20 protein-coding genes are annotated in these 25,668 nt (G+C 71.6%); 14 read left to right on the forward strand and 6 right to left on the reverse strand.

The genetic code is table 11. The features are described 5' to 3' along the window. Positions 1–70: 70 nt before the first annotated feature. Positions 71–3,259, reverse strand: coding sequence for a DISARM system SNF2-like helicase DrmD (gene drmD / locus ABZ573_RS06010; protein ID WP_358115990.1), 3,189 nt, complete (start codon positions 3,257–3,259; stop codon positions 71–73). Between the two features lie 475 nt (positions 3,260–3,734). On the opposite strand from drmD, the gene ABZ573_RS06015 reads away from it, so the two are divergent. Together ABZ573_RS06015 and ABZ573_RS06020 are read left to right on the forward strand one after the other, a co-directional pair. Further along, a complete protein-coding gene (locus ABZ573_RS06015) occupies positions 3,735–4,289 on the forward strand; it encodes a sigma-70 family RNA polymerase sigma factor (RefSeq protein ID WP_358115993.1) in 555 nt (184 codons plus the stop codon). Further along, entirely contained in the window at positions 4,289–5,299 is a 1,011-nt protein-coding gene (locus tag ABZ573_RS06020) for a CU044_5270 family protein (RefSeq protein ID WP_358115996.1), read from the forward strand. The genes ABZ573_RS06015 and ABZ573_RS06020 overlap by 1 nt, the downstream gene beginning before the upstream one ends. Before the next feature lie 373 nt (positions 5,300–5,672). On the opposite strand, the gene ABZ573_RS06025 is transcribed toward ABZ573_RS06020, so the two are convergent. Then, positions 5,673–6,677 (reverse strand): hypothetical protein, encoded by a 1,005-nt coding sequence (locus ABZ573_RS06025; protein WP_358115999.1) that lies wholly within the window; start codon positions 6,675–6,677, stop codon positions 5,673–5,675. A 342-nt stretch (positions 6,678–7,019) separates the two neighbouring features. On the opposite strand from ABZ573_RS06025, the gene ABZ573_RS06030 reads away from it, so the two are divergent. After that, the gene (locus ABZ573_RS06030) at positions 7,020–7,679 is read left to right on the forward strand and encodes an HAD family hydrolase (protein WP_358116002.1); all 660 of its coding nucleotides are present in this window, start codon (positions 7,020–7,022) and stop codon (positions 7,677–7,679) included. A gap of 316 nt (positions 7,680–7,995) precedes the next feature. On the opposite strand, the gene ABZ573_RS06035 is transcribed toward ABZ573_RS06030, so the two are convergent. Next, positions 7,996–9,261 carry a peptidoglycan DD-metalloendopeptidase family protein gene (locus ABZ573_RS06035; protein WP_358116005.1) on the reverse strand — a complete coding sequence of 422 codons (1,266 nt, stop codon included), beginning with the start codon at positions 9,259–9,261 and terminating at the stop codon, positions 7,996–7,998. Between the two features lie 212 nt (positions 9,262–9,473). Here ABZ573_RS06035 and ABZ573_RS06040 point away from each other — a divergent pair, with 212 nt between their 5' ends. After that, positions 9,474–10,055, forward strand: a complete 582-nt coding sequence (locus ABZ573_RS06040; protein WP_358116008.1) for a kinase — start codon at positions 9,474–9,476, stop codon at positions 10,053–10,055. 218 nt (positions 10,056–10,273) lie between these two features. Here ABZ573_RS06040 and ABZ573_RS06045 read toward each other — a convergent pair whose 3' ends face one another. Continuing rightward, positions 10,274–11,296, reverse strand: coding sequence for an Lrp/AsnC family transcriptional regulator (locus ABZ573_RS06045; RefSeq protein ID WP_192581308.1), 1,023 nt, complete (start codon positions 11,294–11,296; stop codon positions 10,274–10,276). Positions 11,297–11,428: 132 nt separating this feature from the next. Here ABZ573_RS06045 and ABZ573_RS06050 point away from each other — a divergent pair, with 132 nt between their 5' ends. From ABZ573_RS06050 to ABZ573_RS06080, 7 genes are read left to right on the forward strand one after another with little or no spacing between them, the layout of a single operon-like run. Further along, positions 11,429–12,766 (forward strand): alkaline phosphatase family protein, encoded by a 1,338-nt coding sequence (locus ABZ573_RS06050; RefSeq protein ID WP_358116012.1) that lies wholly within the window; start codon positions 11,429–11,431, stop codon positions 12,764–12,766. Between the two features lie 35 nt (positions 12,767–12,801). Then, on the forward strand, positions 12,802–14,175 hold the full coding sequence (locus ABZ573_RS06055) for an extracellular solute-binding protein (RefSeq protein ID WP_358116015.1): 1,374 nt from the start codon (positions 12,802–12,804) through the stop codon (positions 14,173–14,175). Further along, complete coding sequence (locus ABZ573_RS06060) at positions 14,172–15,128, forward strand: sugar ABC transporter permease (RefSeq protein ID WP_358116018.1); 957 nt, start codon at positions 14,172–14,174, stop codon at positions 15,126–15,128. The genes ABZ573_RS06055 and ABZ573_RS06060 overlap by 4 nt, the downstream gene beginning before the upstream one ends. Continuing rightward, complete coding sequence (locus tag ABZ573_RS06065) at positions 15,125–15,985, forward strand: carbohydrate ABC transporter permease (RefSeq protein WP_225852034.1); 861 nt, start codon at positions 15,125–15,127, stop codon at positions 15,983–15,985. The genes ABZ573_RS06060 and ABZ573_RS06065 overlap by 4 nt, the downstream gene beginning before the upstream one ends. A 20-nt stretch (positions 15,986–16,005) precedes the next feature. Then, positions 16,006–17,340: a Gfo/Idh/MocA family oxidoreductase gene (locus ABZ573_RS06070; RefSeq protein ID WP_225852035.1), complete on the forward strand. Its 1,335-nt coding sequence runs from the start codon at positions 16,006–16,008 to the stop codon at positions 17,338–17,340. A gap of 2 nt (positions 17,341–17,342) precedes the next feature. After that, positions 17,343–19,490 (forward strand): alpha-N-acetylglucosaminidase TIM-barrel domain-containing protein, encoded by a 2,148-nt coding sequence (locus ABZ573_RS06075; RefSeq protein WP_358116023.1) that lies wholly within the window; start codon positions 17,343–17,345, stop codon positions 19,488–19,490. Between the two features lie 46 nt (positions 19,491–19,536). Continuing rightward, the gene (locus ABZ573_RS06080; protein ID WP_358116027.1) at positions 19,537–20,199 is read left to right on the forward strand and encodes an NPCBM/NEW2 domain-containing protein; all 663 of its coding nucleotides are present in this window, start codon (positions 19,537–19,539) and stop codon (positions 20,197–20,199) included. Between the two features lie 186 nt (positions 20,200–20,385). Here the strand turns inward: ABZ573_RS06080 and ABZ573_RS06085 are convergent, their stop codons facing one another. After that, on the reverse strand, positions 20,386–21,765 hold the full coding sequence (locus tag ABZ573_RS06085; RefSeq protein ID WP_358116030.1) for an MFS transporter: 1,380 nt from the start codon (positions 21,763–21,765) through the stop codon (positions 20,386–20,388). Positions 21,766–21,870: 105 nt separating this feature from the next. On the opposite strand from ABZ573_RS06085, the gene ABZ573_RS06090 reads away from it, so the two are divergent. Together ABZ573_RS06090 and ispH are read left to right on the forward strand one after the other, a co-directional pair. Then, positions 21,871–22,455, forward strand: a complete 585-nt coding sequence (locus tag ABZ573_RS06090; protein WP_151453505.1) for a TetR/AcrR family transcriptional regulator — start codon at positions 21,871–21,873, stop codon at positions 22,453–22,455. A gap of 104 nt (positions 22,456–22,559) precedes the next feature. Continuing rightward, a complete protein-coding gene (gene ispH / locus ABZ573_RS06095; protein ID WP_327030679.1) occupies positions 22,560–23,504 on the forward strand; it encodes a 4-hydroxy-3-methylbut-2-enyl diphosphate reductase in 945 nt (314 codons plus the stop codon). Between the two features lie 131 nt (positions 23,505–23,635). Here ispH and ABZ573_RS06100 read toward each other — a convergent pair whose 3' ends face one another. Continuing rightward, complete coding sequence (locus ABZ573_RS06100; RefSeq protein ID WP_357580784.1) at positions 23,636–24,565, reverse strand: 2OG-Fe(II) oxygenase family protein; 930 nt, start codon at positions 24,563–24,565, stop codon at positions 23,636–23,638. Positions 24,566–24,743: 178 nt separating this feature from the next. Between ABZ573_RS06100 and ABZ573_RS06105 the strand changes: the two genes are divergently transcribed. Then, a complete protein-coding gene (locus ABZ573_RS06105; RefSeq protein ID WP_225852039.1) occupies positions 24,744–25,610 on the forward strand; it encodes a helix-turn-helix transcriptional regulator in 867 nt (288 codons plus the stop codon). Positions 25,611–25,668 lie beyond the last annotated feature (58 nt).

Below are 25,668 nucleotides of genomic sequence, written 5' to 3' on the forward strand. Positions count from 1 at the left end.
GGCCGAGGTGCGCGGCGGCTCGCGCCGGCACGGCCGGACGCGCCTCGCATTTGACGGGGGATGGCGGGCATCAGTGGGCACCTCGGGCCAGGGAGGCGGGGACCAGGAAGGTGACGGCGGCCGGGAACCAGCGGGCCGTCGGGTCGGCGTAGCGGCGGCGCAGCGCGTCGCTCTCCCGTTCGCGCTGCGCCGGGATGTCGCGCAGCCGGGTGCGCAGCGCGTCCCGGTCGGCGTGCAACTGCTCGCGCTCGACGGTGAACAGTGTCGGCTGCTCCCAGTGCGGCTCGTCGGCGAGCTTGCTGCGGATCGAGGTCTCCAGCTCGGTCAGGACGGCGCCGATCGCGGTGACCTCCTCCTCGCAGCGCCGGGCGAGCAGCCCGTGCAGGCTGCGGGCGCGCTGGTCGGCGCGGGTGCCGAGGGCACGACCCAGCGGCCCGGCCAGCGCCGGCCACAGCTCGGTCAGGCTCTGCCGGACCTGCTCGGCGGGGATCTGGTCGGTCGCGGCGGCCAGCAGGGCCTCCAGTTCCTCCTGGCGGGCCCGGGTGAGTTTCCCGCCCTCGATCGGGCCACCGGCGGTGACGATCTCCTCGTGCAGCCGGGTGCCCTCCGCGCCGGTGACCACCACGCGGCCGTGCGCGACGAGCGCCGGAGTGCGCAGCAGGTCGCCGGGCACCACTCGGGCGGTGACCCGGCTGAGCTTCGCGCCGGCGGACCCGCCCTCACCCCGGGCCTGTGCCCACAGCTCGGCCCGCAGCAGGCGCAGGCACATCTGCACCAGTTGGTGCCCGAGGTGCAGCAGCACCACGTCCGTGCGCCCCGCCGCCGCGTCCGGATCGAAGGTGATCGGCCGTTCCCGGCCAGTGACCGGATGCAGCAGCCCGTCGTTGCGGGCGGACGCCCACGCGCCGGGCAGCTCGGGCAGCCGGAACCAGGGGCCCGACGCGTCCGCTGGGGTCGCCGCGTCGATCAGGTCGCGGCGGTGGGCCAGCCGCAGCCCGGTGCGGACCACCCGTTCCACGGTGCCCGGGGTGAGGTTCAGCTCCGCCCGGCTGCCCTTCAGCGTCTCGGTGAGCCGGTGCAGGTCCCGCGCCAGGTCGCGTTCCACCCGAAGCCGGGCGCGGCTCGCCCGCCGGTCGATCTCGACGTCGGTGACCTGCCAGTCGGTCCGCTTGCCGGTCATCTTCTGCTCGACCTGGGCGGCGATCACCTCACCCGCGCTGCCCAGATCGGTGCGGATGGCCTCGACCTTCTCCACCGCCAGCCGCAGGAACGCCAGCTCGTCCTCCAGCGAACCGGTGGTGTAGTCGACGTGCTGCCAGCCGGCGGGCACGAAGTGCAGCACCTCCACCCGGGCGGCGCGCTGGCCGTGCCGGTCGATCCGGCCGTTGCGCTGCTCCAGGCGGTTGGGGTTCCACGGGATCTCCCAGTGCAGCAGCCGGTGGCAGTGCCGTTGCAGGTTGATGCCCTCGCTGGCGGCGTCGGTGGCGAGTAGGACCCGGACGTCGTCGAGGTCGGGGTGCTCCGTGAAGACGTTCTTGACGTGCTCGCGCTCGTCGGGATCCTGGCCGCCGTAGAGCAGGGCGATCCGTTCCGGCGGGTAGCCGGCGCTGAGGAGCCGCTCGTGCAGCCAGCGCTGGGTGTCGCGGTACTCGGTGAAGATGATCACCCGCTCGGGCTGCCACTCGCCGTCGGGCCGCACGATCGGATCCAGCCAGCGGTGCAACGCGGCGAGTTTGGCGTCCGGCCGGTCCTGCGCCGAGCGGGCCCAGGTGCGCAGCTCACCGAGGAGCGCTCGCTCCTCGGCCGACAGCGGGGCCGCGTAGTGCCGGACGGCGGTCAGGGCGTCGGCCTCGGCGCTGCCGTAGGTGGCATCGTCCTCGGCGGTCTCGGCCAGCCGGTCGATCACCGGTTGCAGGACCTTCTCGCCGGCCAGCCGTTCCGCCCCGCGCGCCGGCTCGCCGGAGGCGGCGTGCTCCCGGGCGGTCATCGTCGCCAGGTGGGTCTCCACGGTCTCGGCGAACGCCTTCGGCGACGAGAAGAGCCGGCGCTTGAGCAGAGTGGTGACGAAGTCGGCAGCGATCTCGCCGGCCCGACCGTCGGCGTTCGCCCGGCGGCTCGCCGCGTACCGGCTGAGCAGCTCGTGGGCGTGGCTCTCGGCATCCGGGTAGTCGACCTCCAGATAGGCCAGGTGCCGTGCCGGGAAGCGGGGAGAGCCGTCCCACCTGGGCGGCAGCTCGCTCTTGAGCCGTCGCACCATCACCCGGGCCAACTGCTCGTCGGTCGGCTTGACGCCGCGGGCGAACCGCTGGTCGTCGAGGAGCTCCAGCAGCGCCGTGAACGACTCGGTGAAACCGTTGTGCGGGGTGGCGGAGAGGAAGAGCCGGTGCTCGCAGTGCGGGGCGAGGGCGCGGATCGCCTTCGTGCGGTGCGAATCCACCGCGTACCGCCCCCGGCCGGACGGCGCGCAGGTGTGCACCTCGTCCACCACCAGCAGGTCGAAGGCGCGCGGATAGCGCGGCGTCGCCGGCAGCACCTCGCGGAGCAACCGCAGCGGCCGTTCCCGCTTCAACCAGTCCACGCTGACGATCAACCGTGGGTAGTGCGTCCACGGGTTGGTGTAGAGGCCCCGGGTGCGGCGCAACTCCCGCAGCAGGGCCGTGTCGACGATCCGGAAGTCGAGGCCGAACTTGTCGCGCATCTCGTCGCGCCACTGCCGTGTCAGGCCGGCTGGGCAGACGATCATCATGGTGCGGGCCCGGTGGCGGAGCATCAGCTCCTGCATCACCAGCCCGGCCTCGATGGTCTTGCCGAGACCGACGTCATCGGCGATCAACAAGTTTGTCCGTGGCATCGACAGCGCCCGGACCACCGGGTCGAGCTGGTAGTCCTCGATTTCGATGCCGGAGCGGAAGGGAGCCTGCAACGCGGTCCGGTCGGCCGAGGCGATGGCACCCCAGCGCACGGCGTCCAGGAACGCGTCCAACTGCCCGGGGTCGTCGAACCCGTGCCGAGGGTCCGGCAGCGTCGCGCTGTCATGCACCCGCCGGCCCGGCTCCAGCTCCCAGACCACCCGCAACTCCTCGTCGCGGGCGTCGTCCTCGATGCTGACCAGGGTGGCCAGGTGTGGCGTCAGACCGGTGAAGACATGCGGATCACCGCTGGTCACGTCGCTACGGATCACGTCGGCGACGATCCACCGCCGGTTGCGTACCGTGACGAGCTGGCCCGGAGCCGGAGGATCGCCGATCGCCATAGTCATCTGGCTCGAACCATCGGTGTGCTCCTTCAGCCCGTGGACGTCGCCCGTAACTCATCGAGCGCTCCGCGTGAATGTGGCGCTCGAACGCAGGCATGAAGGCTAGTACAAAACTCCACATCGGATTAACCCGTGCTCCATACAGGAGTAGGGGACCTGCCAGCGGGCGACGATTACAGTGACCGGGCCAGGCGCTCGATTGCACCTCGCCCTCCGGAGCACCGGTCTCACCGTGCGACGCGACGTCCCCGTGGCCGGGCGGGCAGTAAACCGGTACGTCGCATACACCGCTCACAGCCCGTCCGGCCGTCCTCCTGGTCGGGAGCGGCGCGGCTTTGTCCTCTATCGAGGTAGACGCCGCCGCGTCCGATCGTGGTCACCGGGGTTCCTTGTAACGACTGGGAGAAGCTCGCCGGTAATCGTCGGGCCTGTCGTGACACAAGCCAGGGTGAGAGTCGCCGAGGCAATGGGGGTTCGGGTGGGTCCACCGAAGAAGAGGGACGAGGGCTGGTTCACCGGCCTCTACGTCGCCGAGTACGCGAACGTCGTGAGGTATGGCCTGCGCCGACTCGCGGACTCCGACGCGTCGGCGGAGCTCGCCCAGGAGGTCTTCGTCGTCGCCTGGCGTCGTCGCAACGAGGTGCCGGACCGCAGCCTGCCCTGGCTGTACGGGGTGGCCCGGCGGCTCCTTGCGAACCACTGGCGGTCGCGGCGGGGCGCCCCCGATGTCCTGCCCATCACTGGTGCCGACCTGGCACGGGTCGCCAGCTCGTCGGGTGCCGACACCACCGTCGGGGTCGCCGACGTCCGGGCCGCGCTGACCCTTCTCAGCGAACTCGATCAGGAGATTCTCCGGCTGATCGGCTGGGAGGAGTTGACGGTGTCCGAGGCTGCCCAGGTTCTTGGCTGTACTCGGGCGACCGCGGCGGTGCGCCTGCATCGCGCCCGCCGCCGCCTCGCCGAAGCGATGTCGGACCGGCACGCTCAGGCCCGACGCCGCCCCGTGTTGGCGACCACGCGAGAGGAACTGTGATGTTCGGAGCAGAGCGCACCCGTGCCCTCCTCGGCCCGGTCGACCCGGCCCGGACCGCCGCCGTCGCGCCGCCGCTGGTCTCGGCACACGAGCTGATCGACCGCGCCGACACCACCGAGATGGTCGCCGGGCGTCGTCGCGTACGCCCGACCCGCCGGCTGGTTCTGACGGCGGGGACGCTGGCGGTCGCGGTCGGTGCCGTGGCCGTTCTCCAGCCGTTCGACAGGCCCTCACCGGACGTTCCAGGCGGGCCCGGGAGCACCGCGGGATCGGTGCTCGTGCCGGTCTCGTACCAGTTCGATACGGACCCGCCGGAGGCTGGCCCGCAACTGCGCGCGCTGGCGGGCAAGATCAAGGATGCGGAGTACGACCACCTCGGCGGGCGCTACATGTACCACCACACGAAGATGTGGGGCGATCCGGTGATGACCTCCGCCGATGGCCGTCACCAGGTCGCCTTCGCCGGCGAGACGAAGGTCTGGCAGGCCGCCGACGGCACCGGCAGCCAGATCAACACACAGTTGGAGCCGCAGTACCCCGACCAGGAGTCCCGCGACTACTGGCAACGCAACCTGGACTCGCGTCCCGCAGTTGGCGCCACGGCGGCTCCGACCATGATCCCGCTGCCGCCCATGGAACTCACGCCACCGTCGGCCGACCCGTCGCGGCTGCGCGAACTGCTCAAGGTCGAGTACGGGCCGGGCGCCGCGAGCAAGGAAGTCAGCACTCTCTATGCGCAGTTCGTCATACCGCGTGCGGCCCGAGCGGAGATCCTGCGGGTCCTCGCCGACGTGCCCGGCTTCCGCTGGCGGGGACAGGTGACCGATCGCGCCGGTCGGGACGGGGTCGCCGTCACCTTCGACGACCGTGAACACGACGCGCAGTCTCTGCTGATCTTCGACCCGAAGACGGGTGAGCTGCTCGCCCACGAGCGACTGACGCTGTCGCCCGTGCGGATCAGCGCGTACCAGGTGATCCTCGATGCCGCCTGGACTGATCGAACGGGTTGAACGCCGAACTCCGGGGCCGCTCCTTCCGGGAGCGGCCTCGCCGCAATCTCGGATGCCAGAGCTGTGGCCGGACAGGCCGCGCGCCTTGCGCGGCACGTTAGCGCCCGGGCCCGCCCAAGGACCCCTTCCCGATCCGGCCCTCTGGAGCAGCGCGGCGATCTACGTGCGATAGGCGGCAACGATCACGGGCCAAGTGCGGTCAACCACGGCCAATGTCGACCGATAGGACGCGAGGGCGTACAAGGAGATCCCCACCTGCGGTAACGCAGGTGGGGATCTCTTTAGCCCGGCGAAAGGCTATGTGGCCAGGGGCGGGGCCGAACCGCCGACCTTCCGATTTGCAGTCGGGAGGTCCGATGGGCAGCCCAGGAGGTCAGGCAAGCCGTTGGGCGCGGGTGGCGATGACCGTCGCGGTGCCGCTGTTGGACAGGCCGGAGATCAGGTACGCCCGGTAGGTGCCGTTCGGCAGCACGGTCCACAGGTCCGGGGTGCCGTCGGCGTTGATGTCGGCGGCCTGCAGCGTAGTGATTGCGACGCCGGTGTTCCAGTTCGCCGCCACCTGGTACTGGGTGTGGGTCAGCGTGCCGGTGCCGTCGCCGTTGTCGACCATGGTGACTCCGGTCCACAGGTACAGGTCACCGGTGCCGGCGTTGCGCAGGAAGAGCGCGATCCCTGAGGCGGTCTCGGTGCTGGCGAGGCTCCAGTTCTGCCAGTCGGTCCCGCCGGTCGGCGTGGGGTTGGTCAGGCCGGTGACGCCGTAGTAGAGGCCCGGCGCGAAGTAGTTGGGGTGGTAGCCGAGCCGGTAGCCGTTGGTGGCGTCACCGGCGATGCCGAGCAGGTCCGGTATGCCGGTGTCGACGCCATCAGCCTGGAACGCGTTCACCAACTGCAGAGGGCTGTTGCCGTTGGCATCGATCAAATTGTCGTATCCGATTGTGAACTGGTTGCCGCTGACCGGGTTGTTCATCGTGCCGTCCCCGGCGCCGCGGATGACGCCGCCGACGCCGGCGGAATTTCCGGTCGGAAAGTAGTACAGGAAGTCCTGGCGGTCGACGCCGGTGAAGCGTCCGGTGATGACCTGGGCACCGTCAAAGTCGGTCGGGGCGTTGTATTCGGTGACGCCGGTGCCGCGCAGGCCAATGTTGCTAGCTGGGGTTTGCACTTGGCCGGTGCCGACGCCGGTCTTGCGGGACTTCACGCCGAGCCCGGACCAGACGCCGGAGCCGAGACCGGTGCCCGGACCGCCGACAGCGACCAGGTCGGGCACCCCGTCGCCGTTGAGGTCCTTGTCGACCGGGCCGGTGGTGACGGTGGGCGTGGGCTTCGGCGCGGCCTGGGCTGGCAGGGCCGGGGCGAGCGCGGTCAGCGCCAGCGCCACGGGAGCGGTCCAGGCGAGCATGCGACGGGTACTGAAGGAATTCGTCAAGGGTTCCCCCGTACTGTCAGTAGTTTGCCGCTGGGACGGTACTTTATGGCGGCAACTGCCACGACTCCGTTGCGTGCGGGCTTCGGGACGGGCAGAAGTTGGCTGTACAGCCAAACTGGCCGACAGGCGCGGGTGAAGCTCCGGCCGAGGTCCGTCCGGCACAGGTAGCTGATCTCCGTCGAGTCCGCCCCGGTCCACGGATCCTGCGCGACCTACCGCTCGGGGTGGGGGAGCGGCACCTCGACATTCGGGACGAGGAGGCTTGGCTTCACCCGCCCGGTACGGTTGCTGACCATGCAGCGGTTGGCGCTCCTCGATCTCGACAACACGCTCGTGGACCGTTCGGAAGCGTTCCGGCGTTGGGCGGTTGAGTTCTGCGCCGATCACGGACTGCCGGACGGCGCGTTGGCCTGGCTGATCGCTACGGATCAGGACGGTTCCGTGCCCCGCGACTGGTTCTTTGGCGAGGTGACGGACCGCTTCGGTCTGGCATCGGCGGACACCACGTGGGGGCAGTACCGACGCCGGATGCCGGAACTAGTGAGTTGCCCCGAGGAAGTGCTTGGGGCGCTGACGCTACTGCGCGACGATGGCTGGACCCTCGCGATCGTGACCAACGGCCAAGCGGACAACCAGTTGGGCAAGATCAGGCGTACTGGACTGGACCGATGCGTCGATGCCTGGGCAGTTTCCGGGGAGGTGGGCATCCGGAAGCCAGCACGCGAGATCTTCGAGGCGGCGGCCCGTGGGTGCGGTCTCGATCTGCGGGGCGGGGGCTGGGCGATCGGTGACAGCCCGGTGCTTGATGTCGAGGGTGGCCGTGCGGCAGGGCTTGCCACCCTATGGGTCAGCCGAGGGAAGGACTGGCCGGCGGAACTCATCCCACCTGATCGCACCGTCACGGACGTCATAGCCGCTGTCCAAGTGCTGCGAGACGAGGACGCCGGGCGGTAGCTGTACAGCCTTTCGTACAACCAGCCGAGCCGGCCGACGAGCACGGTCCGGGGCCGACGAAGAGCGACACGGCGAGCAGGCCAGCGACAGTCACCAACGCCGGCCGACCGAAGTTTTGATCTTTGCAAGGCAGGGGCCGCAGCTCAGGAAAGCCAAGAGAGGGGTCGACCCCTGCATGACCCGACGGGCCGCAGGACGAGCCCAAGCCGACGACCATGCCTGCGCCTCGCCCGTCCCCGGCTCGGCGCCTTGGCCGGCGGGTCGGCCGGGGCACCCGGTCTGGTGCCTGGGCCGACCCGCCCTGGTGGGTCGTTACTCACATGACGTGTACGAAGGTCGCCCAGCCGTTCCCGATTTTGACGGGGTTGCCGAGGCCGGCTCCGTTGTGGGGGTAGTACCAGAGGTTTCCGCTGGCGTCGACTCCCAGGACGTCGGCGGCGCCGTCGCCGCTCCAGTCGGCGGCCATGACGTGCTTGAAGGCCGCCCAGCCGTATCCGATCTTGACGGGGTTGCCGAGGCCGGCTCCGTTGTGGGGGTAGTACCAGAGGTTTCCGCTGGCGTCGACTCCCAGGACGTCGGCGGCGCCGTCGCCGCTCCAGTCGGCGGCCATGACGTGCTTGAAGGCCGCCCAGCCGTATCCGATCTTGACGGGGTTGCCGAGGCCGGCTCCGCTGTGGGGGTAGTACCAGAGGTTTCCGCTGGCGTCGACTCCCAGGACGTCGGCGGCGCCGTCGCCGCTCCAGTCGGCGGCCATCACGTGCTTGAAGGCCGCCCAGCCATTCCCGATCTGCGTGTAGCCGGACAGTTTGTAGCTGTTGTTCGGGTAGTACAACAGCCTTCCTGAGGAATCGACTCCCAGGACGTCGGCGGCGCCGTCACCGCTCCAGTCGGCGGCCATGACGTGCTTGAAGGCCGCCCAACCGATACCGATCTTCACCGGGCTGCTGAGACCGGAAAGGTTGTGCGGGTAGTACCAGAAGTCGCCGTTGGCGGCGACTCCCAAGACATCGGCGGCACCGTCACCACTGAAGTCGGACACCCGTTCGCCATCAGCTCCGGGCAGGTTGGTGGAAAGGGAGTTCTGGCTCACGGGCGCGGTGCCGGTGGGATAGTTGGTGCCGTTCTCCACGGTGTTGGGGATCTCGCGGCTGAGCTGGGAGTCGCAGTAGACGACGTTCCAGTGCAGGTGTGGACCGGTCACATTTCCGGTGGCGCCGGACGCGCCGATGTGCTGCCCCTGCGCCACCCATTGCCCTCTGTCGACGATGGTGGTGCTGAGGTGGGCGTACTGGGAGCATCGATTGTTGCCGTGGTCGATCAGCGCGATTATGCCTCCGCCGCTGCTCCATCCCTCGTAGCGGACGGTGCCGGCGGCCGAGGCGACGATCGGGGTGCCCTGCGGCATGGCGAAGTCGACGGCATGTCGGTTGTAGCCGTCGTTGTGGGAGTAGCCGCTCCCGGGGGTCTGGGTGATGGTGTACGCGTGTCCAGCCCGGTAGGGCAGCTTGAATGGCGCGCCACTGCCGGCGAGCGCGGACCCCTGAGGAACCAGGATTCCGAGCACGGCGACAAGCGCAGCCATGCTGACTGCGATATTCCGACGCAAGTGAGCCTCCATGTACCTATGTGGAATATCGACCTTGCAGCCGCAACCCATGAGCCACGGACCTTCGGGCGCGATCTGGCCCAGAGGGTGTCCCAACGAGGCCGAGACTGTCAAGATCGCCAATGGCTCTATGCGTCGTCGCCGCCCGGGGCCTGACCGTACGCACCGACTGACCGCGAGGGGGCACCATGGACGCCGACGCCGACGCCGACGCCGTCCCGACCGGCAGCGCGGAGACGATCCTCGTCTGCGTCCGGGGCAACTCCGGCTCGGGCAAGAGCAGCATCGCCCGGGAGTTGCGGCGTCGGCACGGCCGGGGCTGTGCGCTGGTCGAACAGGACTACCTGCGCCGCATCGTGTTGCGCGAGCGCGACAAGCCCGGCGGCGTGGCCCCGGCGTTGATCGAACAGACCGTACGGTTCGCGCTCGACCACGGCTACCACGTCGTGCTGGAGGGCATCCTGCACACCAGCCGCCACCGGGCCGTCCTGACGGCGCTGCGGGACGGCCACCGGGGACGGTCGCTGTTCGTCTACCTCGACGTGTCCCTGCCCGAGACCCTGCGCCGGCACCTGACGCGCCCGCAGGCCGGCGAGTTCACCGCCGCGCAGATGAGCGGCTGGTACGCCGCCCACGACGTCCTCGGCTGGCCCGACGAACTCGTCCTCCCGGAGGCCACCACGCTGGAGGACGCCGTCCAGATCGTCGCCGCGGCCGCCGGGCTGCCCCAGACCGGAGGCGACGTCGACGCGCTCCCGATCGTCCCGTAGCCCACGCGAGGCGTTCCCGCTGCCCTGCGGGCGGGCCACCGGCGACCTGCCCTGCGGGCGGGCCACCGGCGACCTGCCCTGCGGGCGGGCCACCGGCGACCTGCCCTGCGGGCGGGCCACCGGCGACCTGCCCTGTGGGCGGCCCACCGGCGACCTCGCTGATCCGCCCGGGCCGACCCCGGTGAGCTGTGACCCTCCGCCGCGGTCGAGCAGGCCGGTCACCTGGGTGGGGCGGCCACACCGCGACGGTTCGTCTCGCCTGCGGGGGGCGCGGGCGGCAGGATCATTCCCGCCCGCTTGACGGAACGCAGGGCGACGGCCACGTCCGCGTGCTGGAGGCCGGGGAGTTGGCCGATGGTGCCGGACAGGAACTCGTAGAGCGCGGCGTCGCTCTCCAGCGCGATCTCGCCGCACAGGTTCCGGTCCCCGGTCGTCGCGGAGATCATGAGTACGGCGGGGTGTGCGGCGAGCAGTTCGCCGGCCTGCCCGAGCTGCGTGGGGTTGACGCTGAGGGTGACGAAGGCGTTCACCGCGAGCCCGACGAGGCTGGGCTCGACGACGGTCCGCATGCGCAGGAATCCCGCCGCCATCATCGCCTCGGCCCGCCGCCGTACGGTGGCGGGGCTCGCGCCGCACCGCTCGGCGAGCTGCTGCCAGCCCTGGCGACCGTCCGTGGCGAGGCTGGCGATGATCAGCTCGTCGAGTCGGCTGAGCCGGGACGGCGTCTCGACGGGTGTCTGTTCGTTCCAGTGGTCCGTCCGCTGCGCCCGTAGCTCGTCGACGACGTCGGCCGGCAGCAGGCTCGGGCTCCAGTTGTGTGGCGTGCAGAACCTCCGGATGACCTGGTTGCTCCATATCGCCAGGACACCGTCCAGGCCGGGCAGTTGCTCGAACATGAGCTGGAGCAGGTGCTCGTTGGAGGTGTAGGAGACCTCGGCCACGCAGTCGACGCTGCCCGTGAGCAGCTTGACGGAGCCGCACTCCTGCCACCGGGCCAGGTGTTCGGCGGAGCGGCCGGCGGCGTCCGGACGGCAGCGCAGCCGCACGAACAGCGATCGCGCCCGGCGGGTCGCCTCGCCGTCCATGACCCCGATGATCCGCACCGCACCGCTGCGCAGGAGTCGCGGGACCCGGCGGGAGACGGTGGCCTCCGAGGTGAAGACCGCCTCGCCGATCTGCGCGTGGGTGGCCCGCGGATGGGCGAGCAGGGCGCCGACGATCTGCCGGTCGAGTTCGTCCAAGGATCGACCATTCCCGTCAGCCGAGAAGTTTTGCATGCGCGTATCTTGCATCTCACACTGGCATCTTGACAATCTCCCTCGTGTCTCCGGCAGACTCTCGCCCACGGGTCCGACGGTTCGAGGAGGCAAAGGGTGGCGCATCCGATCAGGCGTTCCAGCGCGGTCAGGGCCGGTGCGGCCGGCGCGGTCGTACTGCTCGCGGCGGCCGTACTGCCGGCGACCCCGGCGGTGTCGGCACCGGCGGCGACGGCGGACGGCGCGCGGCCCGCGCAGCACGTGATCATGTTCGACTTCGACGGGTTCGACCCGCGCTTCCTCATGGGGCGCTACGCCGGACTGGCCGAGCTGCCGAACATCCGGGCGCTCATCGGGGAGGGCACCTTCGGCGTGGCCGACGGGTCGTACTCGTCGTACTCCAACTCGTCGCGGACGACCACCGCGACCGGCGCGTACCCGGCCGTGCACCGCAACACCGGCTACTACTACAACCAGGAGACCGACCGCGGTGTCTCCCAGGAGCGCCACATCGAGCCCGGCGTGGAGACGATCGCCCACTCGCTGAAGCGGCAGGACCGGACCGCGGCCTACCTCCAGTGGTACGCGGTGCAGAACTACGGCGCGACGTACGGCGACCCCGCCGCGCTGTACACCCAGCCGGGCGGCAACTGCGAGACCCGCGCCGACCAGGCGATCGCGCTGCTGCGCGGCGAACCGGTCAACTCCGGCGGCACCATGGTCGACCCGGCCGCGATCCCGGACCTGATCACCGTCTACTGCGACGACGTCGACGGCGTACTGCACGACGGCGGGTTCTCCGACCCCGACCTGCCCGCCGCCCTGGCCCGCGTGGACGCCCAGATCGGGCGGGTCCGCGAGGCCGCCCGCGAGGCCGGCGTCCTGGACCGGACGGCGTTCGTCGTCACGGCCGACCACGGCGCCCGGGAGTGGACCGTCCCGCTGCTGCCCGAGGTGCTCGACCGGCTCTCCGCGACCGGCCTCAAGGTCCAGGTCGTCGCCAGCTCGGGCGGCGTACCGGATCCGGCCAGCGAGATCGTCGTCGTGCCCGCCCCGCGTACCGCCGACATCACCCTGCGGGGCCGGGCGGACACCCCGGAGAACGCCCGCCGCATCGCCGGGATCATCCGGGGCATCCCGGGCATCGCGGCCGTCCGCGACCAGCAGGACCTGCGCCGGTTGAAGGCCAGCGACAAGCTCGGCGACCTCGTGGTGGAGCCGGTCGAGCCGTACCACCTCTCCACGCTCGCCGACGGCGCCCCCCGCGCCTCGCACGGCGCCCTGCCGGAGGCGCAGGTCCCGATGGTGCTCTCCGGCGCCGGGATCCGCCGCGGCGTCCCGCTGCGCAACGTCGGCCTGGTCGACGTGGCCGCCACCATCAGCGCCCTGCTCGGCGTGCGCCCGCCGGCGAACTCGCAGGGCCACGTCATGCGCGGGGCCGTCGAGCGGTCCTGACCGTCGTCACCAAGCAGATCGAGGAGAGACAGCACATGGTCCACCTGACGAAGCGCCGGTGGGCGGCGGCTCTCGCCGCCGCGACCGCGCTCACCATGCTCGCCGCCTGCGGCGGGTCCGAGTCGGAGGCGGAGAAGGCCAAGGAGATCACCTTCTGGACGCCGCAGACGACCCCGCAGCGGGTCGCGGCGCAGGAGAAGGTCGCGGCTCGGTTCACCGAGAAGACCGGCATCGCCGTGAAGGTCGTGCCGCTCAGCGAGGCCGACCAGAAGCAGGCCCTGGCGACGGGCGCCGCCTCCGGGGACGTGCCCGACGTGATGCTGCACAGCTCCACGACCACGGCCGCCTGGCGTTCCCAGGGGCTGCTGAACACCGGTGCCGCCGAGGAGGTCGTCAAGGACCTCGGCGCCGAGACGTTCAACGCGAACGCCCTGAAGGCGTTCAGTCTGGACGACAAGGTCGGCGCCGTGCCGAGCGACGGCTGGGTGCACCTGCTGGTGTACCGCAAGGACCTCCTCCAGGCGGCGAACGTCGCGGTGCCGACCAACCTCGAGGAGGTGGCGAAGGCCGCCACCACGATGAAGGCGACCGGGGTGTCCGGAATCGCCCTGGGCACCCAGTCCGGCACCGCCTCGGGGACCGAGGCCATCTACTCGATGTTCCAGAGCGCGGGCTGCCAGCTCGTGCAGGACGGCAAGGTCACCATCGACTCGCCGGAGTGCACCAAGGCGGCCGAGCAGTTCAAGGTCCTGCGCGACTCCAGCGCCCAGGGTGACTTCGACGTGACCAGCGCGCGGGCGGCCTACCTCGCCGGCAAGTCCTCGATGCTGCTCTTCTCGACCCACATCCTCGACGAGCTGGCCGGCCTCGACTCGGCGAACCCGCCGACCTGCCCGCAGTGCAAGGCCGACCCGGCGTTCCTGTCGAAGAACTCCGGATTCATCACCGTGCTCGACCGGAACCACCCGGCGCAGTACGGCGCGACCCTCGGCTACGGCATCCCCGAGGGCGCCAACACCGCCGGGGCGAAGGAGTTCATCAAGTTCATGCTGGAGGACGGCTACTCGGACACGCTCGCCTCGGCGACCGAGGGTCGGATCCCGCTGCGCAACGGCACCAAGGCCGAGCCGAACGCGTACCTCGACGCGTGGGGCAAGCTGGGCGTCGGCCCGGAGGCCAAGAGCTCCGTCGCCGAGCTGTACGGCCCGGAGATGGTCACCCAGATCCGCGAGGGCGTCAACGCCGTGAGCCTGTGGGGCATGGGCACGAAGGACTCCCCGCTGGCCGGCGCGGTCACCGCCGAGAACGTGCTCGCGCAGTTCCTCGAGCGGCTCTACGGCGGGCAGTCGCCGGCCGACATCACGAAGGCGATGGCCGAAGAGGTCAAGAAGGTCCAGGCCGAACTGTGAGCACGCCGACAGTGCGGTCCTCCCGCTGGGAGCGGCTCAGCCGCTCCCAGCGGGAGAACCTCAACGGCCAGCTCCTCACCGGTCCGACCCTGCTGCTGCTCGCGCTGGTCGTCCTGCTCCCGTTCGTCCTGGTCGTCATCTTCGGGTTCTCCGACACGCGGCTGATCGACATTCCCCGGCTGTCACCGTCCACCATCGAGTGGACCTTCGAGAACATCGCCGACGCCTGGCGGTCGGACGCGTTCTGGGGCGCGCTCTGGACCACCGTCGCCTACGCGACCCTGACCACGCTCGGGTCCATCGGCGTCGGCATGGCCCTCGCCCTCGCCCTGCGCCGCCCCTTCCGGGGGCGCGGGCTCGTCCGCGCGCTGCTGCTGATCCCGTACGTGCTGCCGGTCATCGCGGCGGCGATGATCTGGCGCACGATGCTCAACCCCCAGTACGGCATCGTCAACGCGATCGGCATGGAGTACCTCGGCTGGCAGAGCCCGATCGGCTTCCTCAGCACCACCTCGACCGAAGTGGCGGGTCTGCCCGTACCGGTGTCGCTGCTCGTCGTCGTCGCCTTCGAGATCTGGAAGTCGTTCCCGCTCGCCTTCCTCTTCGTCACCGCGCGGCTGCAGAACGTGCCGGGCGGGATCGAGGAGGCCGCGGCACTGGACGGGGCCTCCCGCTGGCAGAACCTGCGCCACATCATCCTTCCCCAGTTGCGGGGGGTGGTCCTGCTGCTGATGCTGCTGCGCTTCATCTGGTCGTTCCAGAACTTCAACGACGTCTACCTGCTGACCGAGGGCGCCGGCGGCACCCAGGTCATGGCGATCAAGGTCTACACCGAGCTGGTGACCCGGTCCGACATCGGCAGCGCGGCGGCGTACGGACTGCTGATGTCGCTGATCCTCTGCGTGCTGCTGGCCGGCTACGTCCTGCTCTCCCGGCGGAAGGAGACGTTGTGAGTTCGGCGATGCGGCCCTCGCGCCCGGTGAACGTCCTGCGGTGGACGCTCATCACCGTCGCGCTCGTCTGCGCCGTGGGACCCGTGCTCTACGGGGTGCTGCTCTCGCTGCGCCCCCACTCCGCGGTGCTGATGGAGCCCCTCGACGTCGTCCCCGGTCTCTCCGAGATCGACCTGTCCAGCTACGTCACGGCGATGAAGGACGAGTCGGCGGGCGGCTTCGGGCTCGGCCGGTTCGTGGTCAACTCCCTGCTGGTCGCCCTGGCCACCGTCGCGGTGTCGATCGTCGCGTGCATCTTCGGCGCGTACGCCGTGGCCCGCCTGCGCTACCGGGGCCGGCGCTTCACCAGCGGCATCATCCTCGCCGTCTACCTCTTCCCGGGCATCGTGCTCGCGGTGCCGAAGTTCGTCATCCTGAGCCGGCTGGGGCTGACCAGGTCGCTCGTCGGGTTGCTCGTCATCTACGTCGCCGCCACCGTCCCGGTCGCGCTCTACATGATGCGCAACTACTTCCTCGCCCTGCCGGAGAGCGTCGAGGAGGCGGCCCTGCTCGACGGGTGCTCGCTGCCGACGATGCTGCGCAAGGTCGTGCTGCCGATCGCGCTGCCCGGCGTGGTGGCGACCGCGATCTACGTCTTCATGATCGCCTGGAACGAGTACTTCTACGCGCTGTTGTTCCTGGTCCAGGACCGGTCCCGGTGGACGGCTCCGCTCGGCCTCGCCCAGCTCACCGACTTCCAGGTGCCCGTGACCGTGCTCCTGGCCGGCTCCATCGCGGTGACCGTACCGGTCATCGTCATCTTCTTCCTCGCCCAGCGCTACATCGTCACCGGACTGACCTCCGGGGCGGACAAGTGAACACCGAAAGGATGATCGACGTGGCAGGCCCTGTGTCCCCGGGATCGGGACCGGTACGACTGCTCGTGCTCGGCGCGGGAGGGCGCGGCGCGCACGCGTACGCCCAATGGTGCCTGGAGCACCCCGAGGCGGCCCGGGTCGTCGCGGTCGCCGAGCCCGACGCGGAGCGCCGCGACGGACTGGGCGACGCCCACGCCGTCCCGGCGGACCGACGCTTCACCGGCTGGCAGCAGGCGCTCTCGACACGGGGACCGTGGGACGCGGTCATCGTCGCCACCCCGGACCGGGACCACGTCGATCCCACCCTCCGGGCCCTCGAACTGGGACACCACGTCCTGCTCGAGAAGCCCATCGCGCCGACCGCCGAGGAACTGCACCGGCTGACCGTCGCGGCCCGCGGCAGCGCCGGCACGGTCACCGTCGCCCACGTGCTGCGCTACACCCCGTTCTTCCAGACCCTGCGCCGCCTGCTCGACGAGGGCCGGATCGGCGAGTTGCAGGGCATCTCGCACATCGAGAACGTGGCGTACTGGCACTTCGCGCACAGCTACGTGCGCGGCAACTGGCACCGGACCGACCAGTCCAGCCCGATGCTGCTGGCGAAGGCGTGCCACGACATCGACATCCTCCGGTGGCTGGTCGGGTCGCCCTGCACGACGGTGGCCTCGTTCGGCGAACGCCGCCACTTCCGGGCCGAGCACGCGCCGAAGGGGTCGACCGAGCGCTGCGTCGACGGCTGCGCCGTCGCCGACACCTGCCCGTACAACGCCGAGCGCCTCTACGTCGACCAGCTCGCCGACGTCGACGGGCCACCCGTCACGGTCGTCACGAACGACACGAGCGTGGCCGGCCGGCGGCGGGCCCTGCGGCTGACCGACTACGGCCGGTGCGTCTACCGGATGGACAACGACGTCGTCGACCACCAGACGGCGGCGCTGCGCTTCGGCAACGGCGTCACGGCGTCGCTGGTGGTCTCGGCGTTCACCGCGTGGAACACCCGCACGCTCACGCTGATGGGCAGCCACGGACAGATCACCGCGGACATGCGTTCGGGCCGGATCAGCCTGGCGACCTTCACCGATACGCCGCCCACCGTGGAGGGACGGCGGACCGACGAGACGTTCCAGGTCGGCACCGGCAGCCAGGGGGTCGTCGACGAGGTCATCGAGGCGTTCTCCGGACACGGCGGCGGCGACGCCGGGCTGATGCTCGACTTCACCGGGCGGGTCCGGCGCTGGCTGTCCGGCGAGGACGTCGAGGCGGCCCCCAGCTCCCTGGAGGAGAGCGTGGAGAGCCACCTCGTCGCCTTCGCCGCCGAGCGGTCCCGGCTGAACCGCACCGTCGAGGAGCTGTGACGGTGGACGAGGTCCGTGCCCTCGTGGCCCGCGTCGCCGGCACGGCCGACGACGTGCGGGTGGAGCGGATCCCCGCCGGCGACGACGCGGCCGTCGCCGGATACGAGTGCCGCGACGGCGTCCTGACGCTGCGCGGGTCGGATCCGGTGGCCGCGGCCGCCGCGTTCGGGCAGTACCTGAAGGCGTACGCCGGCCGTCAGGTGACCTGGGAACAGCCCCGGCTCGCGCCCCGGCCGACGCCCTGGCCGGACGCGCCCCCGACGCGGCTGACCAGCCCGTTCGCGGTCCGCTACCACCTCAACGCCGTGACCTACGGCTACTCGGCGGCGTTCTGGGACTGGGACCGCTGGGAGCGGGAGATCGACTGGATGGCGCTGCACGGCGTCACCCACCCGCTCATGCAGGTCGGCCACGAGGCGGTGCTGGCGGAGATGTTCCGGCGGGCCGGGCTCGACCGGGCCCGGATCGACGCGTGGATCGGCAGCGCGGCGCACTTCCCGTGGACGTTCATGGGCAACACGAACTCGTTCGGCGGGCCGCTGCCGGCGCGCTGGATCAGCCGCCACGTCGAGCTGGCGCAGCGGATCCTCGACCGGCAGCGCTCGCTGGGCATGACGCCGGTCCTGCCCATGTTCGGGGGCCACGTGCCGCCGGAACTGGCCGACCCGTCGGCCGGCGAGATCGAGTGGCAGGGCTGGCGTACCCCGATCCTCGGCCCCGACAGCGAGCGGTTCGCGTCGTTGACGGCGGAGTTCCTGGGCATCCAGCGGGAGCTGTTCGGCACCGACCACCACTACGCCGTCGACCCGTTCATCGAGTCGGTGCCGCCGTCCGGGGAACCCGACTACCTGGCGTCGGTCGGCCGGGCCGTCTACCGGGCGATGGCGGACGGCGACCCGGAGGCGACCTGGGTGCTCCAGGGCTGGCCGTTCCACTACCAGCGCGACTTCTGGCGGCCCGAACGCGTGCGCGCGTTCCTGGCCGACGTGCCCGACGAGCGGCTCCTCCTGCTGGACCTGTGGGGTGAGCACGCCCCCATGTGGCGCCGCGACGGCATGTTCGGGCGGCGCTGGGTGTGGTGCGCCATCCACAACTTCGGGGGCCGCTTCGCGCTCTTCGGCGACCTGGACGGGCTGCGTCGCGACGTCGACGAGCTGCGGCGTACGCGGCCCGCCCGGCTGGCGGGCGTCGGGCTGGCACCGGAGGCGGTCGAGAACAACAGCGTCTTCTACGAGCTGGCCACCGACCTGACCTGGGGCGTGCCCCGACTGGACGACTGGCTGCGGTCGTTCGCACGGCAGCGCTACGCGTCCGGGCACGAGGACTTCGCCCGGGCCTGGCGGCTCCTGGCCGACACGCTCTACGGGCCGGGGCGTACCCGGTCCATCCCGTCCCCCGTCATCGCCCGGCCGTGGTCGGCCGACGCGCCGTTCGCCGCCCAGCGGCTGGCCGGCGAGTTCGTCCCGCAGGACGCGGAGCCGCAGCGGCAGTCGGCGAACATCGACGCCGAGAACGACCCGATGGTCCTCGGCGCCCTGCCGCGGATCGCCTCGGCCGCCCGGCTGCTGCTCGGGCGGGCGCCGGAGGCGGGGGTCCGGGAGCAGGTCGAGCGGGACGTGGTCGAGCTGGTCGGTCACGTGCTGGCGCAGGGATCCCGGATCCACATCCGCGGGATGCTGGCGGCCTTCGCCGAGCGGGACGGGGACGGGGTCCTGGACCACTTCGCCCGGTTCCGGGCGGATCTGCTCGACCTCGACGAACTCGCCGGCACGCGGTCCGAATCGCGCGTCGGGCGGTGGATCGACGACGCCCGCGCGTGGGGCGGCTCGCCCGCCGAGGCCGACGTCATGGAGCGCGACGCCCGCAGCCTGGTCTCCGTGTGGGGCTACCAGACCAGCGGGCTGCACGACTACTCCGGGCGGCACTGGGCCGGGCTCGTCCGGGACTACTACCTGCCCCGGTGGGAGCTGTGGGCGACCTGGCTGGCCCGGGCGGCGACGACGGGGCAGGCACCGGACGTCGACGTCCTGCGCGCCCGCGTCGTCGCGCACGAGGAGCGCTGGCGGGGGACGATCGGCGGCTGTTCCGCCGCGCCCGAGGGGAACACCCTCGACGTGGCGGCCAGGATCCTCGACCGGCTCGGGCACTGACCGGCGGCGGCCCGGCGCGCGTGCGCGGAGTTGCCATAATCGAAGCGTGTCTGTCCCGAGACGGCGTCGCTCGTCCCATCCCGCGATCGCCGGCGCGGTCATCGCGGCCGTGGCCACGGTGGTCGCGGCGGCCATTCCCGTCGCGCTGGAGCTGACCCGCGACACCGGCGGCGGCGGTGCCGCGCCGCCGGTCCAGGGTGCTCCGTCCAGCGGGCAGCCCTCGCCGACCCCGCCGGCGGCGCCCACCGACCCCGCCCCGACAGCCGAGTCGCCCACGGTCACCGCGTCGCCGTCGCCTTCGGCCGACGTGGTTCCGCTGACGGAGATGCGCGAGGTGGACGACTTCGAGGGCTGGGAGCAGGAGCCGCTGACCGTCGCCGGCAAGCGGCACGAGGCGGTGCTGACCGCGTCTCCGTGCTGGTTGAACGACAACTACATGGTCACGTTCGTGGTGAGCCGGCAGTTCCGGGTCCTCGAGGCGGCCGTGGGCATCGCCGACGAGTCCCCGAAGGGCATGCCGCTGCGGTTCACCGTGCTCTCCGACCGCAAGGAGGTCTTCACCACCACGGTCGGCCTCGGGAGGACCCGCCCGGTCAAGGTGGACATCAGCGACTCGACCCAGGTGTCGCTGCGGGTCAGCACCACCAGCGTGGAGCAGTGCCACGGCGACAGCCTCGGCGCCTTTATCGCGCCGCGGGTGCGCCGGTGAGCGCCGGCCCGTCGACGTGACGGTGGGGCCGGCGCCCGCGCGTCCCCGGGGCGTGCCGGTGTCCGACCCGGCGGCCGGTGGGCGGGCCCCCACCGGCCGTTCCCGCGCCCGCCTGTCGGGGGCGTGGTGGAGGATGTCCGACCCGGTGGTCGGTGGGCGGGCCCCCACCGGCCACCGGGTCGGGGCTCAGTGGGCCGGCCGGGGGGTGATGACGAAGGCCAGGACGGCGGCGGCGACGGCGATGACGGCGCCGGTGGTGAAGCCGCAGGAGAAGCCTTCGGTGCTGGTGCCCGCGATGCTCGCCGCGGCCATGCTCGACACGACGGCGGCGCCGAGCGAGGCGCCGAACTCGTGGAAGGTGCTGACGATGCCGGACGCCAGGCCGGCCTCGTGCGGCGCGACCTGGCCGAGCGCGACGGCGGACGCCACGACGAAGAGGACGCCCGTGCCGGAGGCGGCGACGGCCACCCCGACGACGAGGGCCAGGGTCCCGTCGACGAAGGCGGGGACCGCCATGCCGGCCGCCGCGACGAGCAGGCCGAGGACGCCGAGGGTGCGCGCCCCGATCCGGCCGATGACGCGGCCGGCGGCGTTCGCGCCGAGCATGGTCGTGATCGCCACGGGCAGGAAGAGCAGCCCGGTGCGCAGGGCGCCGTAGCCCTGGTGGTTCTGGAGGTAGAACGTGCCCAGGAAGAAGACGGTGATCATCAGCGCGGTCGCGACGAGGATCAGCAGCGCCCCGGTCGCCACCGGCCGGCGAAGCAGCAGCCGTACGTCCATCAGCGGGCTCGCGGCGCGGCGCTGCCGGACGACGAACGCGGCGTAGAGGAGCACGGCGGCCAGCAGCAGCGCCAGGATCGTCGGGTTGGCCCAGCCGACGTCGCCGGCGCGGATCAGCGCGTAGATCAGCGATCCGGTGGCGGCCGTCACCAGCACCGCGCCGGGCACGTCGAGCTTGGCCGTCGCGCCGGTGGGCGCCTGGGGCGGGAGCTGCATCCGGAGGGCCAGCAGCAGGATGATCCCGACCGGCACGTTGACGAAGAACACCCAGGGCCAGCCCGGCCCGGCGGTGAGCAGGCCGCCGAGGAGGACGCCCAGGGCGGCGCCGCCGCCACCGAGCGCCGACCAGATGCCGAGCGCCTTGTTGCGCTCGTCGCCGTCGAAGATCGTGACGACCAGGGACAGGGCGGCGGGGGAGAGGAGCGCCGCCGCGAGGCCCTGCCCGACGCGACCGCCCAGCAGCATGGGGCCGCTGGTCGCCAGCCCCGCCGTCAGGGACGCGGCGCTGAACAGCAGGAGCCCGGCGAGGACGAGGCGCCGGGCGCCGAACAGGTCCGCGGCGCGCCCGCCGAGCAGCAGCAGGCCGCCGAAGGTGAGGGTGTATCCACTCACCACCCACGTGAGGGCTTCCCGATCCATCCCCAGGTCCGACCCCATGTGCGGCAGGGCGATGGCGACGACGGTGACGTCCAGGATCAGCATCAGTTGGGCGATGCCGACGAGGCCCAGGATCCGCCAGCGCTGCGGATGCGGACTCGCGGGTGTGGGAGTTTCGGTTGCGGTCACAGGTTCCGCCATGGCTGCCAGGCTCCTCCGCCAAGTTGAACGGTAGTGTTCAAGTTACGGAGACACGTTAACTCATGCACGTCTGTTCGACTTAGGGGAAGTTCCATGACTCGCCCACTCGCCAAGCCGACCCGCCGGGCCGACGCCCAGCAGAACGTGGAGAGGATCCTGGAGGCGGCGGTGAGCTGCCTGAGTCGCGACCCCGACGCCAGCGTCAGCGACATCGCGCAGGCGGCGCGGGTGGGCCGGGTGACCCTCTACGGTCACTTCCCGTCCCGGGACGCCCTGGTCGAGGCCGCGCTGACCCGGGTGCTGGCCGAGGGGGAGGAACTCCTGGCGGGCCTCGACCTGACCGGCGACCCGCGGGACGCCCTGCGCGTGCTGATCCGGTCGAGCTGGCTGCTGATCGCCCAGTCGAGCGCCGTGCTGGAGGCGGCGCAGGCGTCGCTGCCGCCCGAACGCGTGCACGAGCTGCACGCCGAGCCGGCGCGACGCGTCGACCAGTTGATCCGCCGGGGTCAGGACGAGGGGGTGTTCCGGGTCGACCTGCCGGCCAGCTGGCTGACCAGCGTGCTGCACCACATCATGAAGGGCGCCGCCGCCGACGTGGCCAGCGGGAAGGTGGACCGGGCGGACGCCCCCCGCCTCATCTCCGAGACGGTCCTCGCCGCCTACCAGGTGCACGGATAGCGGGCGTCCCGGCGCGGGGCGTCGTTGCTGGTGCTCCATCGGAACCCCACCGGATTGCGAGGACACGGCTCGATACTGCGGAGATGCGTGGGAAGGAGTGCGCGATGTCCGTAGCCGAGTCCGTAACGGTACTGCTCGCGGCACCGCGTGCGTTCTGCGCCGGTGTCGAGCGTGCGATCGAGATCGTCGAGCGTGCGCTCGCCAGCCGGGGCAGCCCGGTGTACGTCCGCAAACAGATCGTCCACAACGCGCACGTCGTCGCCGACCTGGAGTCGCGCGGCGCCGTGTTCGTCGAGGAACTCGCCGAGGTGCCCGCCGGCGCGACTGTGGTGTTCTCGGCGCACGGGGTGTCGCCCGTGGTGCGCGCCGAGGCCGACCGGCTCGGCCTGGAGGTGTTCGACGCGACGTGTCCGCTGGTGGCGAAGGTGCACACGGAGGCGCGCCGGTACGCCGACCGTGGGGACACCGTCCTGCTCGTGGGGCACGCGGGGCACGAGGAGACCGAGGGCACCCTGGGTGAGGCGCCGGAGCGGATGCTGCTCGTGCAGTCGCTGGAGGACGCGCACACGGTCCAGGTGCCCGACCCGGACCGGGTGTCGTACCTGACCCAGACCACGCTCGCCGTGGACGAGACCGCCGAGGTGCTCGACGTGCTGCGCCAGCGGTTCCCCGCGCTGCGCGGGCCGTCCTCGGCCGACATCTGCTACGCCTCGACCAACCGGCAGGCGGCGTTGCGTACGGTCGCCGAGGAGTCCGACCTCGTGCTCGTGGTCGGCTCGACCAACTCGGCGAACACGCAACGGCTCGTCGAGCTGGCCCGCCGCGCCGGTCGACCGGCCCACCTCATCGAGGACGCGGCGGAGATCCTGCCGGAGTGGCTGGCGGGTGTCACCACTGTCGGGGTCACCGCGGGCGCGTCCGCCCCGCCGCGCCTGGTCGAGGGCGTGGTCGAGGCGCTGCGGGCGCGCGGGCCGGTGACGGTGGTGGAGCGCGAGGTCGCCCGCGAGACCATCGAGTTCACCGTGCCGGGTGCGGTGCGTTCCCTCTGACACCGGACCGCCGCCCGGCGGAGCGCCCGTCGCCGATGCTCCGCGCGTCGGGAGCGCCCGCCGGCCCGCCCACCGCGCGGCGCCCGACGGACCGCGTCTGCGGGGCGGTCCGGCGGGCGCCGCGGGGTCGGCTACGCGGAAGCCTGGTACGTCGACTGCATCTTGTGCGAGAACCACTCGCCGACGGTCACCCGGTCGAGCCCGGCCTCGGCGCTCTCCTGGGCCAGCGGGCGCATGGGCTCGATGGTGGTGTCGTGGTTGGGCAGGTAGAAGAAGGGGATGGAGACGCGCGACGGCGCGTCCGTCCCCTCCGGGTTGACCACCCGGTGCACGGTCGACGCCCACCGGCCGCCGGTCCAGAACGCCATCAGGTCGCCGATGTTCACCACGAAGCTGCCGGGGATGGCGGGCACGTCCAGCCAGTCGTCGTCGCCGCGCCGCACCTGGAGCCCGCCCAGCTCGTCCTCCACGTAGAGCACCGTCAGGCTGCCCCAGTCGGTGTGCATCTCCCGCCGCAGCACGCCGTCGTCGGGCGTCGGGTAGTAGTAGTTGGCGATGATCAGGGACACGTGCTCGTCGAACTTGCTGTCGAAGAAGTCCTCCGGCAGCCCGAGGGCGAGCGCGAACAGTCGCATGATGTCCGCCGACAGCTCGGTCATGGCGGCGATGTACTCGTACCAGACCGCCTTGAAGTCGTCGTCCGGCCAGATGTTCGCCGCCTTCCAGGTGGCCGGGTGCGTGCCGAGCCGCGCGCGCTCCTCGTCGCTCAGGTCGCCCGTCACGTGCGCGGCGAACGCCTCGTACGGGCCGCCCGGGCGGCGCAGGCCCGACACCCCGGAGCCGCGGTTCGCGCTCCGGTCCTTCTCCTCCTCCGGTCGGGTGAAGAAGGTCTTCGTGGTGGTGTACATGCGGTTCACCAGTTCCCGGGGCACGCCGTGCCCCACGACGGTGAAGAACCCCGAACCCTCGCACGCCTTGCCGATGGCTGCCGCGATGGCCGCGCGCCCCTCGGCGGTGGTGCGGCCCGACAGGTCGATCGCCGGTACGAAATCCTGGACCACAACGGGTTCCACAACTGCCCGCCTCTCTCGCGACGTCATTACATTGATCGAAGCAATCCCGGGTCACCCGCCGGCAAGCCGCTGCGGTGTCGCTTCCCCCACGTGCGGGTAATTGCTCGGCGTACCTGGTGGTAAGGCAATGTTGAGACCGGCAGACATTCACGTGCACGATTGCGTCGTGGCATACGAGGACGAGCAGTTGTCGCAGAGGGGCGGGGCGCTCGCCGAGGCGGGCCGCCCGCTGGCCGGGGACACCGTGGGTCGGCTCGTCGCCGATCCGCCCGGTGTCGTGGCGGATCCTGCCATGCGCCTGCTCGTCGCCGCCGCGGCGGGGGACCCGCTGCTGCTGGCCGCGCTGCGCGAGGGGATCCGCGTCGAGGGCGTCACCGACGGGCCCGGCCGGGCGCGGACGCCGAAGCGGGTCCAGGAGCTGGTCCGTGCCACGTTGCGCGGCGCGCCGACCGGAGCGTGGCAGCTGCTGCGGGTGGCCGCCGTGCTCGGTCGGTCCTGCCAGCTCGCGGAGCTGACGGCGATGACCCGGCGGAACACCGCCCAGCTGCTGCCGGACCTGGATGCGCTGCTCGACGCCGGTCTGCTCGACTGGGTGGGCGACGACCTCGCCTTCCGGCACGAACTGGTGTGGTGGGCGGTGCTCGACGCCCTGCCGCCCGCCGTGCGGCAGGCGCTCCGCGCCGACCGCGACCGCCTGCGCCGGCGCCGGGCCGTGACCGGTGCGTCCCGCGCCGCCGACCCGTCGGCGGAGCCCGTGGCCCCCGCCGACCTGCGGCGCAGGATCGGGCTGCGCTCCACGCCCGCCGCCCGCGAGCACCGCCCGGACACCGGTGGCGCGTGGGAGTCGTTCAGCGGCGTCGAGCGGGCCATCGCGCGGCTCGTCGCCGAGGGCATGACCAACCGGCAGATCGCGACCCGGGTACGGCTGTCGCCGCACACGGTCAACTACCACCTGCGTAGCCTGTTCCGCCGGCTGGGCATCTCCTCGCGGGCGGAACTCGTCCGCCACGTGCCGGTCTCCTCCGCGGCGTAGCGGGCGGTCCGGACCTTCCGGGCACCACTGCCACATAGCGATTTCCGGCGTCCTCCAC

It is taken from the genome of Micromonospora sp. NPDC007220, from assembly GCF_040634035.1.
Lineage (GTDB): Bacteria > Actinomycetota > Actinomycetes > Mycobacteriales > Micromonosporaceae > Micromonospora > Micromonospora reichwaldensis.